We start from the raw sequence: 14,339 nt of genomic DNA, 5'->3' as shown, positions 1-14,339 counted from the left end.
CGCGCGCGGCGGTCACCCGACGATCGAGGGTGCCGCGAGCGCCCAGCGCCCGCGCCAGTCGCCGATCGGTTCGACACCGGCCGCGACGAGCGAGTCGTGCGCGAGCACGGAGCTGGCGGGACGTGGCGCCGGCCGGACGAACTCGGCGCTCGTCACGGGCGCGACCATGGAGCGGTCCTTCCCGACGGCGGCCACGACCTCCTGGGCGAACTCGAACCACGAGGCCTTCCCCGACGACGTCGCGTGGTAGACCCCGCGCGGCGCCTCGGTCTCCAGCAGCTGCGTCACGACGTCGGCCACGTCGACCGTCCACGTCGGCTGACCGACCTGGTCGGACACCACGGTGAGCCGGTCGCGCTCGGACGCGAGCCGCGCCATCGTGCGCGGGAAGTTCGGTCCGCCGGCGCCGTAGAGCCACGCGGTCCGCACGACGAGCGCGTCGGCCTGGAGCGCCGCCCACTCGCCCGCGGCCTTGGTGCGGCCGTAGGCGGAGGCGGGGCGCACCGGAGCGTCGGCCGCGTAGGGCTCGGTCGCGGCGCCGTCGAAGACGTAGTCCGTGGAGATCTGCACGAGCCGTGCCCCGGCGGCGCTCGCGGCGCGCGCGAGCAGGTGCGGGCCGACGGCGTTCAGGAGGAAGGCGTCTGCCTCGCGCGTCTCCGCGTCGTCCACGGCGGTCCAGGCGGCGCAGTTGACGACGACGTCGACGTCGCGGACCGCAGCGTCGACCGCACGCTCTGAGGTGATGTCGAGCGTGTCGCGATCAGCCGCGACGACGTCGTGCTCGCCCGCCAGCCGAGCGCACAGGTCCTGACCGAGCATCCCTGCGGCTCCGGTGACGAGAACTCTCATGCGACGACCTTCCACGGCGGGGGCGGTCCGACCCGGGCGGGGCGCACCGCCCCCGAGTCTAGGCAACGACCGCAGTCACCCCCGGAGGGGGACGACGCCGTCGCCCCCGAGCGCGCGCGCCGCCCGCAGAAGCACACCGCCGAGGGAGTCCTCCGGCCCCGCCCCGTCCCCGGCCGCCAGCTCGGCGAAGGTCACCTCGACCCCGCCAAAGCGCAGCGCGACGGCGTCCAGCTCGCCCGGCGCGACCGGTCCGAGGGCGTCGGGCTGGGCGGCGACGTCGGCGGACCCGTCGATCGCCTCACCCAGCGGCGCGCCCGTCCAGCGCAGCGCGAACGAGGGGAGCGTCACGGCGACCACCAGGTCGGCGCGACCCGACCACGCCTCCGGCCGCGTCGTCACGACGACGTCGACGTGGTGGGGCGCGTCGTCGTCCACATCCGCACCGGCCACGTCCGTCACCACGGTCGCTCCCGCCACCCACGCTCCCAGCGCCCACACCAGGCTGCGCCAGTGCACCGGGACGTCGAGCAGCACGCGCGTGCCGGGTTCGGCGTCCGCCTCCTCGACCAGGAGGTTGGCGATCTTGGCCGTCCAGTTGGCCAGCACGCGTCCGGAGAGCTCGAGGGCCTCGCCGTCGGACGAGGACCACGCGAGGCGGGGGGAGGCGCCGTCGTCAAGGAGCCGGCGGTACAGGGTCGTGGGTTCGATGCTCATACGTCCGAACCTACGGCGATCCCCGCCCGACACGCCGAGCGAGTCGTGATAGATACCACCAACCGGCTTGACGCAGTGGGGATGACACGCGTGTAATTCAACGAGCGCCGCGCAGGGGGTGCGGTTGCGAACACAATCTTAAGGAGGCGCGGATGTGGAACATCCTCGGTGAGGGACCGCTGTCCTCTCCGTCCGCCTGGAGCGAGATCAACTCCGGACCGTTCGAGGGCGAAGGCGCCCTCGGGTGGCAGGAGCGTGCGCTGTGCGCACAGACCGACCCCGAGGCCTTCTTCCCGGAGAAGGGCGGTTCGACGCGCGAGGCCAAGAAGGTCTGCGTGTCGTGCGACGTCCGGGGCGAGTGCCTCGAGTACGCGCTGGAGAAGGACGAGCGCTTCGGCATCTGGGGTGGCCTCTCTGAGCGGGAGCGCCGCAAGCTGAAGCGCCGCGCGGTCTGACGAACGGTCGCCGTGTCGTCAGTCGCCCCCGTGCGTGAGCCCCGCTCGGTGCTCACGGTTCTCGTGACCCGTGGGGTCACCCCCTGGCTGCCGGAGACCCTCGAGGCCCTCGCCTCGCAGGAGGTCGCGCCGGAGCGCCTCGTGCTCGCGGTCTGGGACCCGACCGCCCTGTCCGACGTCCGTGAGGCCGCCACGACGGCGGGGCTCGCCCACGTCGACGTCGTCGCCACCGCGGGGGCCGCCACGTTCGGCGCCGCGGTCCGCTCGGCGGTCCGGGACCACCCGGCCGTCGACGGCCAGTGGCTCTGGCTGCTGCACGACGACAGCGCCCCCGCCCGCACCGCCCTCGCGGCCCAGCTGCGCGCCGTCGAGCAGGGTTCCTCGATCGTCGTCGCCGGAGCCAAGCAGGTCGAGTGGACCGCCCCGGACGAGCTCATCTCCGTCGGCGTCGGTCTGACGCGGTCCGGGCGCCGGTTCACGGCGCTCGAGGAGAGCGAGATCGACCAGGGTCAGTACGACGACCGCCTCGACGTCCTGGCCATCGGGACCGCCGGCATGCTCGTCCGTCGCGACGTGTGGGACGCGCTGCAGGGACCCGACCCGGCCCTCGGCCCCTACGGCGACGGCGCCGACCTCGCCCGCCGAGCCCGCCTCGCGGGGCACCGCGCCGTCGTGGTCCCCGCCGCTGTCGTGCGTCACGCCCGCGCGAGCTACGCCTGGCTGCGCCACCCGGAGGACGGCGAGGCCGCCGTCGACGCCCCGCACGAACCCGTGCGCAGCTGGCCGGCACGCCGCCGCGCCGTGCTGCACGCCCGCCTGGTCGGCGCCTCGCCGGTCGGCGCCGTCCTCGCCTTCCTCGGCATGTTCCTGCTCGCCCCGGTGCGCGCCCTCGCGCGCGTGGCGACGAAGGAGTTCGCGCTCATCGGCGGCGAGCTGCGCGCCCCGTTCGCGACGGCGGCACACCTGTCGGCCGTGAGCCGCGCCCGCGCGCAGGCGACGCGCACCGCCGTCGTCCCGCGTCGTGTCCTCGCGCCGCTGCAGGTCGGTGTCGGCACGCAGCTGGCCGCGTGGCGCGACACCCGGCTGCAGCGTTCGGCGCTGCGCCGTTCGCGCCGAGCCCGCAGCGAGCTGGAGAAGGCCGAGGTCGCCTCGCTCAACCGTCGCCGTCGTCTCGCGCTGCTCGCCGTCCTCGTGATCACCGTGGGGGTGGCGGCCGTGACGGTCGGCCGCTGGGCTCTGGACGGCGCCCTCATCGGCGGCGCGCTCCTGCCCGTGGACGCGGGGGCGTCGCAGCTCTGGACCCTGGCGACGTCGCCCTGGCTCGCCGTCGGCGACGGGCACGCGGTGCTGCCGCAACCGCTCGCCCTGGTGCTCGCGTTCCTCACCACGCTGATCGGCGGGCTCTGGGGCACGCCCGTCTCGGCGACCGTCGCGGTGCTGACCGTCGGGGCGATCCCGCTGGCCGCGCTCGGCGCGTGGTTCGCCGCCGGCGCCGCCACCCGCGGCCTCGCGGCGCGCGCCTGGGCCGCCACCGTCTGGGCGTTCACGCCGACGCTCCTGATCTCCCTCGCGCAGGGCCGGATCGGGTCGATCCTCGCCCACCTCGCCCTGCCATGGGTGGCGCTCGGCGTCGCCCGCGCGCTCGGGGTGCAGCGCCGCGACGTCGTGCTCGGCGGGATGGTCGGCGCGCGACGCGTCCACGCCGTACCCGGTGAGGTCGACGACGACGACGATGCGGACGGCGCCTCGCCGCGCGCCGCCGTCGCGCCGCCCCGTCCCGGGCGCCGCCCCGCTCGGGCCCAGGGCTCGATCGGAGCCGCCGCCGCGGCCGGTCTCGCGTTCGCGATCGCGTGCGCCGGTGCGCCGCTGCTGCTGCCGCTGGGCGTCGTGGTCGTCCTCGTGCTGGTCCTCACGCTCCCGCGCGCCTCGCGCGGCACCCAGGCCGGTCGCGGCCGCCTCGTGCTCGTCCTGCTGCCCGCGATCGCCCTGGTCGGCCCCTGGCTCACCGCGCCCTTCGGAGCCGTCGGGTCCGACGCCCAGGCGTCGTCGTGGGAGTCGGTGCTTCGTCTGCTCCTCTCCGAGCCCGGCCGCCCGCTGCCGGGCGACGACGTCGCGCCGTGGCAGCAGTTGCTGCTCTGGCCCGGCGGCAGCGACCTGCTGCCGTCCCAGCTGGACGCGCTCGGCGCCGTCGGACCGCTCCTGCTCACCGGACCGGTCGTCCTCGGCGCGGTGCTGGCGCTGCTGCGCGGCGGAGCCCGGGCGCGGGCCATCCGCATCGCCTGGGTGCTCGCCGCCGTCGCCCTCGCCGGAGCCGTCGCCGTCACGCACGTGCCCGTCGGCGTCAGCCTGGATCTGCTCACGGGCACCGAGATCGCCGTGACGGCCTGGTCGGGCCCCGCCGTCTCGCTCCTGCTGCTCGCACTCCTCGTGGCCGCCGTGGTCGCGGCCGAGGGGCTGCAGGGCGTGCTCGGCGAGAACACCTTCGGCTGGCGCCAGCCGGTGCTCGCGGTGGTGGCCGTCGTCGTCGCGATCGCCCCCGCCGCCGCCGCGACCGCGTGGACCTGGTCGGTGCGCAGCGACCCCGCCGTCCTGGAGGTCCAGCCGCGCGGAGACTCGCCGGTACCGGCTCTGGGACGCCAGGTGCAGGCGTCCGCCGCCTCGGCCCGCGTGCTCTCGCTCGCGCCCACCACGACCGGTTACGACCTCCAGGTCTGGCGCAGCGACGGACCGCAGCTGCTGGAGACCAGCGTCGCGCCGTTCTCGCTCGAGGGAGACCTCCTGCGCCCCACGGTCACGGTGCCGGACGCCGCCGACGAGGCGCTCGCCGTCGCCGTCGCGCGCCTGTCCGTCGCGGCGGACGAGGCTGCACCCGCGCTCGTCGAGCACGGCATCGCCGTCGTCGTCGTCCCACCGGAGGACGCCTCGTGGCGCCCCGGCGTCGATCCGACGGCGCGCGCCGAGCTCGTCTCGAGCCTCGACGGCACGGCCGGTCTCGAGCGCGTGACCTCCAACGCCTCCGGGACGATCTGGCGCGTCACGGCAGACTCGGGCGTGGCGCGGGCTCGCGTGCTGCTGGCCGACGGCGTCACGCCGTCGCCCGACGTGGACGTCACGAGCCGCGACCTCCCGGTCGGCGGGCTGACGTCCGGCACCGTCCGGGCGGGCGGCGAGGTGCGGGTGGCCGACGCCGACCGTCTCGTCGTCCTCGCCGAGCGCGCCCACCCGGGGTGGCGCGCCACGCTGGAGGGGCGACGCCTCGAGACCACCGACCTCGACTGGCGGCAGGCGTTCACCCTGCCGGCCGGCGCCGAGGGAACCCTGACGATCAGCTACGTCGACCCGCTGCGGATGCTCTGGACCGTCGGCCAGATCGTGGTGCTGGGACTGGCCGGGCTGCTCGCCCTGCCGACCCGCCGCCGCAGCCCGGGGGAGGACGCATGACCCGCGACACGCACCAGAACGACGAGCGCGACGAGCGCGACGAGCGCGACGAGCGCGACGACGAGGGGCGCGAGCCCGGGTCCGGCCCGGGGGAGGACGCGGTGTCCCTGGCGTCGCCCTACCGGTTGACGCCGCCGGCCACGCCGCCCGAGCCGGAGCCTGAGATGGAGCCCGAGGCAGCCGAGCCCGAGGCCATCGAGCCCGAGCCCGAGCCCGAGGCCACGGAGGCCGACCCCGAGTCGGACCCGGAGCCGAAGGAGTCGGTCGAGGCCGAGCCCGGCGAGCTCGAGGGGCCCGCTCCCGCACCTGCCGCGGACGAGCCCGGCGCCGCCGCGACCGCAGTGGCCTCTCCGGGGACCGAGGAGAAGCAGAAGCCCGCGCCTCGCCCGGCGCGCACGCCGCGCGAGGCCAGGGCCGCCAGGGCCGCTCGCGCGCCCCGCGACCGTTCGGCGCTGCGCCGCGCCGGATCGATCCTCACGGGCGGCCTCGTGCTCGCCCTCGCCGGTGGTGTCGCGTTCGGGGGCGGTCTGTTCGATCGCGCGGCCCCGGCGTCGTCCGACCCGCTCGCCGTCGCCGTCCCGCCGACCCAGGTCGCGCTGGCGTGCCCCGGACCCGGGGTTCTCCCCGGCGGCGCGACCGGGGGGACCGACACCGAGCTCGGTGGTGCGTCGGCGACCACGGCCGCCGTGCGCGGGCTCGTCGTCCCGCGCGCCGACGACCCCGCCGCCGCCACGCTCGCCCCGCTCGTCTCGGACGGCGCCGCCCCGCTGGAGCTGTCGGGCAGCGCCGACGCCCTCGTCGGCGAGCTCGTCGCCCCCACCGGCTCCAGCGTGCTGCGCGCCGAGCCCACCGCCACGGCGGCCGCGTTCGCCGCGGCCGCGAGCGTCTCGCGCGCCGACTCCGGCGACCTGCGCGGACTCGCGGCGGCCACGTGCCCGGCGGCGGCGACCTCGTCCTGGCTCGTCGGCGGCACGACGCTGGTGGGTGCCTCCGCCGTCCTCAGCCTGCGCAACGTCGGCGCCACGGCGGCCACGGTCACGATCAGGGCGTGGGACGCCGTCGGCGAGGTGGCGGTCGGGGGCACGAGCATCCTCGTGCCTGCCGGTCAGGAGGTGACGCAGGCGCTCGAGGCCACCGTGCCCGACGTCGAGCGTCTCGCGATCCTCGTGACCGCCACGGGTGGTCAGGTCAGCCCCACGGTCCAGACGTCCCAGCTGACCGGGCTCACGCCGGCGGGGACCGACGTCGTCGCCCCGACGGCGGCCCCGGCGCTCACGCAGCTGCTGCCCGGCGTCGTGCTGACCACCACCACGGTCGACGAGGAGGACCCCAGCCTCGTCCGCATCCTCAACCCGAACGACGAGCCCACCACGGTGCAGCTCGACCTGCTCGGTGCCGAGGGTGCCACGTCCCTCACCGACGAGGCCGGGCTCGTGATCGAGCCCGGAGCGGTCGCCGACGTCTCGCTCGCCGGTTCGCCGGCCGGGACGTTCACGCTGCAGGTGACGGCGCAGGACCCCGTCGTCGCCGGCGCGATGCTGGTGCGTCGCGGCGACCCCGCGCCCGAGGACCCCGACGTGCCCGTCGTCGACAGGGCGTGGTTGCCGGCCGTGCCGAGCGCGACCGCCGCCGCCGTCGCGGTGCCCGGACTCGGTTCTCTCGTGGACCGCGCCGTGCTCGTGGTCGGCAACGGCGAGGACACGGACGCCGACGTCACGGTGACGGCGGTGAACGGCACGGGCGAGGTGGTCTCGGCCCGGGAGATCGCCGTCGCGGCGGGGGGCAGCACCGCGCTGGAGGTGTCGGGGCTGGGCTCGGGCGTCGCCGGCGTGCTGCTCGACTCGACCGGCCCGGTGAGCTCCTCGACCGTCCTGTCCTGGGGCGACGTGCTCGGCGAGCTCATCGCCGTCGTCGCCGCGCAGGCCGATCCGCAGGTGGAACGCTCCGCCGCGATCACGATCTCGGGGAGCTGACGGGTCGCGCTCAGTCGCCCCGGTAGCCCGGGTCGACCTCCTCGGGCCGCCGGTTGAGCAGCTGCGCCACCTGCTCCACGATGACCTCCCGCACGAGCGAGCGCAGCATCTCGGGGTCGTCCACCCGCTCCTCGACCACGCGCCGGTACAGCACGATCCGGTGGGTCAGGCCGGCCACCGGGTCCGCCGCGAAGTAGCGGCCGAGCGGGACCCCGTGCTCCCAGGGCGAGGGATCCGACGGCGGCACGTCCTCCACGGCGTACTCCACGCCGCGCAGCTGCTGCTCCCAGCGTCGCTCGAGCGCCTCGACGACCTCGAGGACGGCGTCGTCGAACCGTTCCGCGCGGCTGCGCGCGGCGGGCATGCCGGGCGGCAGGAGCGGGCCGCGCACGCCACGACCGCGGCGGTCGCGCCGTCGGGCGCCGCGGCGGGACGGGATGGCGAGGTCCCCGACGTCGGTGCCACCGGTGGGACGTGGTGCGGGGGAGGCCATGACCTCACGGTAGCCCGGTGGCGGCGGTGCGACGTCGGCGCACCCACGGGGTAGGTTGGCACGTGTGAGACCCGCCCGTCAGTGCACCCGAGCCACGTGCGCGCAGCCCGCCGTCGCCACGCTGACGTACGTCTACGCGGACTCCACGGCGGTGCTCGGCCCGCTGGCCACGCACGCCGAACCGCACTCCTACGACCTGTGCGGTGCGCACGCCGGTCGCCTGACCGTTCCCCGCGGCTGGGAGGTCGTGCGTCTCGACGTCGACCTGACGCCGGCAGCGCCGACGTCCGACGACCTCGTGGCGCTGGCCGACGCCGTCCGCGAGGCCTCGCGCAGCGTCCCGCGCCGCGCGACACCCCCCGCCCAGGGACGGCCCCCGATCGAGGAGCCGCCCGCCTCGAGCACCCCCCGGCGCCGCGGTCACCTGCGCGTGCTGGACGGAGGAGAGTGACCATGACCACGAACGACTGGGTCAGGCAGTCGCTGCGCTGCCCCGTGACCGGCACCGAGCTCGTCGACGGCACGTCCCCCGACGGCACCCCCGAGCTGCGCAACACCTCCGCCGAGTCGCCGCTGGCGTACCCGGTGCGCGACGGCGTCCCCGTCCTGCTCGCGGACGAGGCGCGCACCCTCCAGGCCTGAGCCGCGGCTCGTCCCGAGGCGACCCGGCCCGGTCGGCCGGGCGGGTCGGCGGGATCTCGCCCAGCGAGGTCTACGATCCTCGACGGCGCACGGTGCGCCTTCGGGAGGGATCGACATGTCGACCAAGGGTGGAAACAGGGCGATCATCGCGGCCCTGGCAGCGAATCTCGGTATCGCCGTCACGAAGTTCGTCGCCTGGGCGCTGACGGGTTCGTCCTCGATGCTCGCCGAGGGCGTTCACTCGGTGGCCGACTCCGGCAACCAGCTCCTGCTGCTGCTCGGCGGGCGTCGGGCGGTACGCGCCGCCGATGCCGAGCACCCGTTCGGCTACGGCCGGGCACGCTACTTCTACGCGTTCGTCGTCTCGATCGTGCTCTTCACCCTCGGTGGGCTCTTCGCGCTGTACGAGGCGTGGCACAAGTTCTCCGACCCCCACCCCATCGAGGGTCGCTGGTGGTGGGTGCCGCTCGCCGTGCTCGCCCTCGCCATCGTCATGGAGGGCTTCTCGCTGCGGACCGCGGTGCACGAGTCGCGGCCGAGCAAGGGCGAGCAGTCCTGGTGGTCCTTCATCACGACGTCGAAGTCGCCCGAGCTGCCGGTCATCCTGCTGGAGGACCTCGGGGCGCTGGTCGGCCTGGTGCTGGCGGGGTTCGGCGTCTCGATGACGCTCGTGACGGGTGACGGCAGGTGGGACGCGATCGGGTCGGCCGCGATCGGGCTCCTGCTGGTGGCGATCGCCGCGATCCTGGCGCGCGAGACGGCGTCGCTGCTGCTCGGCGAGAGCGCTGGACCCGGCGTCGTCGCGGCGGTGCGGGAGGCGCTCGTGGGTGGCGGGGTGACGTCGATCATCCACCTCAAGACGCTGCATCTCGGTCCGGAGGAGCTGCTCGTGGTGGCGAAGATCGAGGTGCCGTCCGCAGCCACGGCGGCCGACGTCGCCGAGGCGATCGACGGCGCGGAGCGGCGCGTCCGCGAAGCCGTTCCGATCGCGCGGGTCATCTACCTGGAGCCGGACCTGCGCCACGCCGTCGCCGGCTGACGCCCGCGCGCCGGCGGCCCTGGCGCCGCCCCGGCGCCGCGCTGTGGCACCGCTGCGGCCGCGCCGGCAACGGCTCGATCCGCCGAGTTCGGGGTTTACTGCCGAGTTCGGGCGTTAGCGCCCCGAACTCGGCAACAAGTCCCGAACTCGGCGTTGGTGGGCTCGAGGAAGGCCCGACCTCGGCGACAAGTCCCGAACTCGGCGGTGACCGGGTTGGAGACCGGCGGAGTCGAGGGTGAGTCTCAGACCAGCCGGTGACGGACGAGGCGGGTGAGGCGTCTCGCCAGCTCGGCCTCGCGCAGCACCATCGCCCACGTCACGCGAAGGATCACCCAGCCCGCGCGGGTGAGCGCGTCGTGCCGCTCCATCGCTGCGTGCAGCCGGCGCGTCAGGTCAGCCTCGCCGAGCCCCACGAGCTTGACTGCCCCATCCATCTCGACGGCGACGCGCTCGTGCACCCAGGCGATGTCGAGCTCCTGGGGGCCGAGGTCGGTGTCGACCACGTGCAGCGGTGTCGGCGCGGGGAGCCCGGCGCGAAGCGCGACGGCCCGGACCATCGACTCGCCCGGCGAGTGCACGACGCTCGTCGCGGCCTCGATCGCCGCGCGGGCGTTGCGGATGCCCCGGTGTCCCGCGAGGGAGGCGAGAAGGTCCTCGATGACCGCGCGGTCGGCCCCCAGTCTCAGTCCCGAGTCCGCGAGCACGACCGCCGCCGTGAACGGCAGGGTCGCGGCACACTCGACCACCGTGCGCTCGATGCTGGTCACGACGACGTCGTCGTGCACCCGCAGGTCACGGTCGGGGACGTGCTGCCGGTGTCGGACCACCAGACGGCGATCCTCCGCGGACGTGCTCGACCGCGTCTCCTGCGTGACGTGCACCGGCAGGCCCGGGCGCAGCACCCAGCAGCCCAGCAACGTGGCTGCGGTGGTGCGGCTGAACGCGAACCTCGCCCCCGCCACCCTCTCGAACGCCCGAGCATGTCTCAGCACGTCGTCGACCCCCCGCGCGGCCGGGCTCTCAGTCGTGCTCGGCGCTGAGGGCGGGGTCGCCGGAGCGAGCACCCCTCGGCGCACGCGGACCAGGGGGCCGGCGTCATCGCGACCTTCCGACACGAGCTGCCGCAGATCGCGCGCCCGCACGAGGTCGGGAAGGTGCCGGGGTTGCATGGTCAGGCCACGGCTGGGCGAGGCGAGTCCGTCCCACGAGTCACGAGGCTCCATGTCCGTCAGCGTGGTGGTCCTCGCCCCGCGCGTGTCAGCGGGTCATCGGCCAGCCTGCGGGAGTGCCGCCGTCGTCCACTGGGGACAGTTCGGTGGCGCACGAACGCCGAGTTCGGGCTCTGCGGGCGAGTTCGGGGATCAGATCCCCGAACTCGCGACAAGAGCCCGAACTCGGCGTCAGGTGGTGCTGGTCGTGCTGGTGGTGCTGGTGGAGCGCGGCGCGGCGAAGGTCAGGCCTGCGCCGCCTCCTTGAGGTCCGTCACGAAGTCCGGGTTGGCGTCGAGCCACGCGGCGGCCGCGCCGTCGAGGTCGTCGGCGTACGCGTCGTCGTTGAACATCATGTTCTCGAGCTCGAAGAGCTGCTCGTCGGACAGCTCGAACGCCTCGACCCAGGTCGACAGCTCCGGGAACCGCTCCATCACGTCGGCCGCGCCGAACGTGTGGATCTCCTCGGCCTCGCCGAGCGTGCCGGCCGGGTCCTCGAGGTCGCGGACCGGGAACGCGTCGTAGGCCCAGTGCGGGCGCCACAGCGTGACGGCGATGTTCTCGCCGCTGTCGGCCTTGGCCGAGAGCTCGGCGAGCATCGCGGGCGTGGAGGACGTGATGTAGTCCATGCCCTCGAGGCCGTACTCGGGGATGACGGCGTCGATCGTGGTCTCGGTCAGACCGGCGCCCGGCTCGATGCCGACGAGCCGGTTGTCGTACTCGTCGGCCATCGCGGCCAGGTCCTCGAGCGACTGCGCGGGGGAGTCCTCGTTGACGGCGATCGTCAGCTTGGCGTCGTCGTACCAGACGCCCAGGTCGGTGAGGTCCTCGCTGTAGCGCTCCCAGTAGGAGGCGTGCGTCAGCGGCAGCCAGCCGTCGAACATCAGGTCGAAGTCGCCACCGGCGAGCCCGGTGAACAGGATGCCGATGTCGGCGGTCTGGGTCTCGACGGTGTAGCCCTCGTCCTCGAGCACGGCCTTCCACAGGTGGGAGACGGCGATGCCCTCGTCCCAGCCGGACGGGATGCCGATGCGGACGGTGGTCTCGTCCTCGGAGGAGGCCGAGCCGGAGCCGTCCGACGTCGAGCCGGAGCCCGCGTCGTCGGTGGAGCAGGCGGCCAGGGTGAGGCCGAGGGCCGCTGCGGCCACGGCCGCGAGGGTGCGGCGGCGGGTGGAGACGGTCATGGTTGCTACCTTCCTTCGGCTGACGTTGCCGTCAGCTCTGGTTGGGGACGCGCACCCGAGGGGTGCGCGGCGGTCGGCGTCGGTCAGGACGCCGCGGTCTGTGCCTTGGCGACGGCGGAGCGCGTGCCGAGGGCGGAGGTGACGCGGTCGAGGTAGACCGCGAGAATGACGACGGCGAGGCCCGCCTCGAAGCCGAGCCCGATGTTGATGCTCGACAGGGCGCGGGTGACGTCGGAGCCCAGTCCCGCGGCGCCGACGAAACCGGCGATCACGACCATGGACAGGGCCAGCATGATGACCTGGTTGACGCCGGCCATGATCGTGCGGGTGGCCAGCGGCAGCTGGATCTGGCGCAGGATGCGACCGGAGGAGGCGCCGAACGCCTCGCCGGCCTCGACGACCTCGCGGTCCACCTGCCGGATGCCCAGCTCGGTGAACCGGACGCCGGGGGCCATGGCGAAGATGATCGTGGCGACGAGCCCGGGTACGGCGCCCGTGAGGAAGATGAGCACCATCGGCACGAGGTAGACGAGCGCCGGCAGCGTCTGCATGAGGTCGAGCACCGGGCGGATCACCCGCGAGACAGCGTCGTTGCGGGCCGCCAGGATCCCGACAGGAACGGCGATCGCCAGCGCGATGACGGTCGCGATGAGGACGAGCGCGAGCGTGTGCATCGCGTTGTCCCACTGGTTCATGGTCTGGATCAGCACGAGCCCGATCACGGTGCCCAGCGCCATCTTCCAGCTCTTGACCCACCAGGCGAGTCCGGCCAGCACGAGCACGACGACCCAGAACGGCGGCGCGGTCAGGATCTGGTCCAGGCCCTCGTAGGCGCTACCGAGCACGGTCTTGATGAACGCGAACAGCCCTGAGAAGGTCGACGTGAGCCAGTCGACGGCGGACTCGGCCCAGGAGCCGACGGGGATGCGGATGATCGGGTCGTTCACAGGGAGTCCTCCGTGCTGGGCGTGGCGTCGAGGGAGGTGGTCTGCGACATCGCCTCGAGCAGGCGGACGCGCGGGACGACGCCGACGAGCCGGCCGCCGTCGTCGACCACCGGGACCGGCAGCACCGACTCGGCCGCGGGAGCGAAGATCTCCGACATCGGGGCGTCGGGGTGGACCTGGCGCGTGTCCGGTTCGACGACGGCGCTCAGGTCCGCGTCCCCCCGACGCTGCGCGTCCAGCACCGCCGTGTCGGTGACGGTGCCGTGGAAGACGCGGTTGCGGTCGGTGACGAACGCGGCCGAGGCGGCGTTCTCCTCCATGGTGCGCAGCGCGAGCCGCGGACCGCCCGAGATCGAGACGACCACGCGCGAGGGGCGCATCACCGACGAGGCCGTCAGCACACGGGTGCGGTCGACGTCGGCGACGAACTGCGCGACGTAGTCGTCCGCCGGCTCGGACAGGATCTGCTCGGCGGTGCCGATCTGGACGATCCGGCCGTCGCGCATCATGGCGATGCGGTCGCCGAGGAACATCGCCTCGTTGAGGTCGTGCGTGATGAAGACGATCGTCTTGCCGAGCGAGCTCTGCAGCTCGAGCAGCTGCTCCTGCATCTCCCGGCGGATCAGGGGGTCGAGGGCGGAGAACGCCTCGTCCATGAGCAGCACGTCCGTGTCGGCGGCCAGGGCGCGGGCGAGCCCGACGCGCTGGCGCATGCCGCCGGACAGGGCCCCGGGCACGGAGTCCTCCCAGCCGGCGAGGCCGACCAGTCGCAGCGCCTCCAGGGCGCGCTCCCGTCGCTGCTCCTTCGGCACCCCCTGGATCTCCAGGGGGTAGGCGGCGTTCTCGAGCACGGTGCGGTGCGGCAGCAGCGCGAAGTGCTGGAACACCATCGACACCTTGGTGCGGCGGATCTCCCGCAGCCGGGCGGGGGAGACGGTGGCGAGGTCGTCGTCGCCGAGGTGGATCGAGCCGGCGGTCGGTCGCCAGAGCCCGTTGAGCATGCGGATCAGCGTCGACTTGCCGGAGCCCGACAGCCCCATGACGACGAAGATCTCGCCCTTGCGCACCTCGAAGGAGGCGTCGATCACCGCGGCGGTGCCGAGCGGCTTGACCTCGTCGCGGGTGCTGCCGGAGCGGAGACGGCGGACCGCCTCGGCCCCTCGCCGTCCGAACACCTTGTACGCGCCGTCGGCGCGGATCTCCGTGTGGTTCTCGGTCATGTGTTGCGTCCTTCCGGACACAGCCCTGACCCCTGCGGGTCGCTTCTGCGTGCTGGATTCCGTGAAGCGGGCGTGCCAAGCGAGCCCGACGTCGTGCGCCGGGCTGGTCCCTTGTGGTCTGCATCCACCGTGAACCATGAACCAAGAATGCGCAAAGGCAGCATTGTGGTGAAT

At 74.3% G+C, this 14,339-nt stretch carries 13 protein-coding genes; 6 read left to right on the top strand and 7 right to left on the bottom strand.

Features of this window, described 5'->3' with window-relative positions; translation table 11 throughout:
- Positions 1-12 precede the first annotated feature (12 nt).
- Positions 13-849 (bottom strand): dTDP-4-dehydrorhamnose reductase, encoded by an 837-nt coding sequence (rfbD, locus tag SERN_RS13470; RefSeq protein WP_135850680.1) that lies wholly within the window; start codon positions 847-849, stop codon positions 13-15.
- 75 nt (positions 850-924) lie between these two features.
- The gene (locus SERN_RS13465; protein WP_135850679.1) at positions 925-1,563 is read right to left on the bottom strand and encodes a TIGR03089 family protein; all 639 of its coding nucleotides are present in this window, start codon (positions 1,561-1,563) and stop codon (positions 925-927) included.
- Positions 1,564-1,715: 152 nt separating this feature from the next.
- Here SERN_RS13465 and SERN_RS13460 point away from each other — a divergent pair, with 152 nt between their 5' ends.
- The 3 genes from SERN_RS13460 to SERN_RS15365 are packed head-to-tail and all read left to right on the top strand — an operon-like array spanning position 1,716 to position 7,432.
- Positions 1,716-2,018: a WhiB family transcriptional regulator gene (locus tag SERN_RS13460; RefSeq protein WP_135850678.1), complete on the top strand. Its 303-nt coding sequence runs from the start codon at positions 1,716-1,718 to the stop codon at positions 2,016-2,018.
- Positions 2,019-2,048: 30 nt separating this feature from the next.
- On the top strand, positions 2,049-5,459 hold the full coding sequence (locus SERN_RS13455; protein ID WP_158292663.1) for a glycosyltransferase: 3,411 nt from the start codon (positions 2,049-2,051) through the stop codon (positions 5,457-5,459).
- Positions 5,456-7,432 (top strand): DUF5719 family protein, encoded by a 1,977-nt coding sequence (locus tag SERN_RS15365; RefSeq protein ID WP_158292662.1) that lies wholly within the window; start codon positions 5,456-5,458, stop codon positions 7,430-7,432. The genes SERN_RS13455 and SERN_RS15365 overlap by 4 nt, the downstream gene beginning before the upstream one ends.
- Before the next feature lie 10 nt (positions 7,433-7,442).
- On the opposite strand, the gene SERN_RS13445 is transcribed toward SERN_RS15365, so the two are convergent.
- Complete coding sequence (locus SERN_RS13445; RefSeq protein ID WP_135850676.1) at positions 7,443-7,925, bottom strand: metallopeptidase family protein; 483 nt, start codon at positions 7,923-7,925, stop codon at positions 7,443-7,445.
- Between the two features lie 64 nt (positions 7,926-7,989).
- On the opposite strand from SERN_RS13445, the gene SERN_RS13440 reads away from it, so the two are divergent.
- The 3 genes from SERN_RS13440 (at position 7,990) to SERN_RS13430 (ending at position 9,606) form a co-directional block, all read left to right on the top strand.
- Complete coding sequence (locus SERN_RS13440; protein WP_135850675.1) at positions 7,990-8,376, top strand: DUF3499 domain-containing protein; 387 nt, start codon at positions 7,990-7,992, stop codon at positions 8,374-8,376.
- A gap of 2 nt (positions 8,377-8,378) precedes the next feature.
- Positions 8,379-8,567, top strand: coding sequence for a Trm112 family protein (locus SERN_RS13435; RefSeq protein ID WP_135850674.1), 189 nt, complete (start codon positions 8,379-8,381; stop codon positions 8,565-8,567).
- 115 nt (positions 8,568-8,682) lie between these two features.
- A complete protein-coding gene (locus SERN_RS13430; protein ID WP_135850673.1) occupies positions 8,683-9,606 on the top strand; it encodes a cation diffusion facilitator family transporter in 924 nt (307 codons plus the stop codon).
- 242 nt (positions 9,607-9,848) lie between these two features.
- Here SERN_RS13430 and SERN_RS13425 read toward each other — a convergent pair whose 3' ends face one another.
- From SERN_RS13425 to SERN_RS13410, 4 genes are all read right to left on the bottom strand, one after another.
- Entirely contained in the window at positions 9,849-10,508 is a 660-nt protein-coding gene (locus SERN_RS13425) for a hypothetical protein (protein ID WP_135850672.1), read from the bottom strand.
- 551 nt (positions 10,509-11,059) lie between these two features.
- Positions 11,060-11,998 carry a glycine betaine ABC transporter substrate-binding protein gene (locus SERN_RS13420; RefSeq protein ID WP_135850671.1) on the bottom strand — a complete coding sequence of 313 codons (939 nt, stop codon included), beginning with the start codon at positions 11,996-11,998 and terminating at the stop codon, positions 11,060-11,062.
- Between the two features lie 83 nt (positions 11,999-12,081).
- Positions 12,082-12,945, bottom strand: a complete 864-nt coding sequence (locus SERN_RS13415; RefSeq protein WP_135850670.1) for an ABC transporter permease — start codon at positions 12,943-12,945, stop codon at positions 12,082-12,084.
- A complete protein-coding gene (locus tag SERN_RS13410) occupies positions 12,942-14,165 on the bottom strand; it encodes a quaternary amine ABC transporter ATP-binding protein (RefSeq protein WP_135850669.1) in 1,224 nt (407 codons plus the stop codon). Before SERN_RS13410 ends, SERN_RS13415 begins: the two co-directional genes overlap by 4 nt.
- Between the last annotated feature and the right edge of the window lie 174 nt (positions 14,166-14,339).

Source organism: Serinibacter arcticus (genome assembly GCF_004786095.1).
Lineage (GTDB): Bacteria > Actinomycetota > Actinomycetes > Actinomycetales > Beutenbergiaceae > Litorihabitans > Litorihabitans arcticus.
Note: the sequence above shows the minus strand (reverse complement) of the source record. Positions and strands in the feature narration are given on the sequence as shown.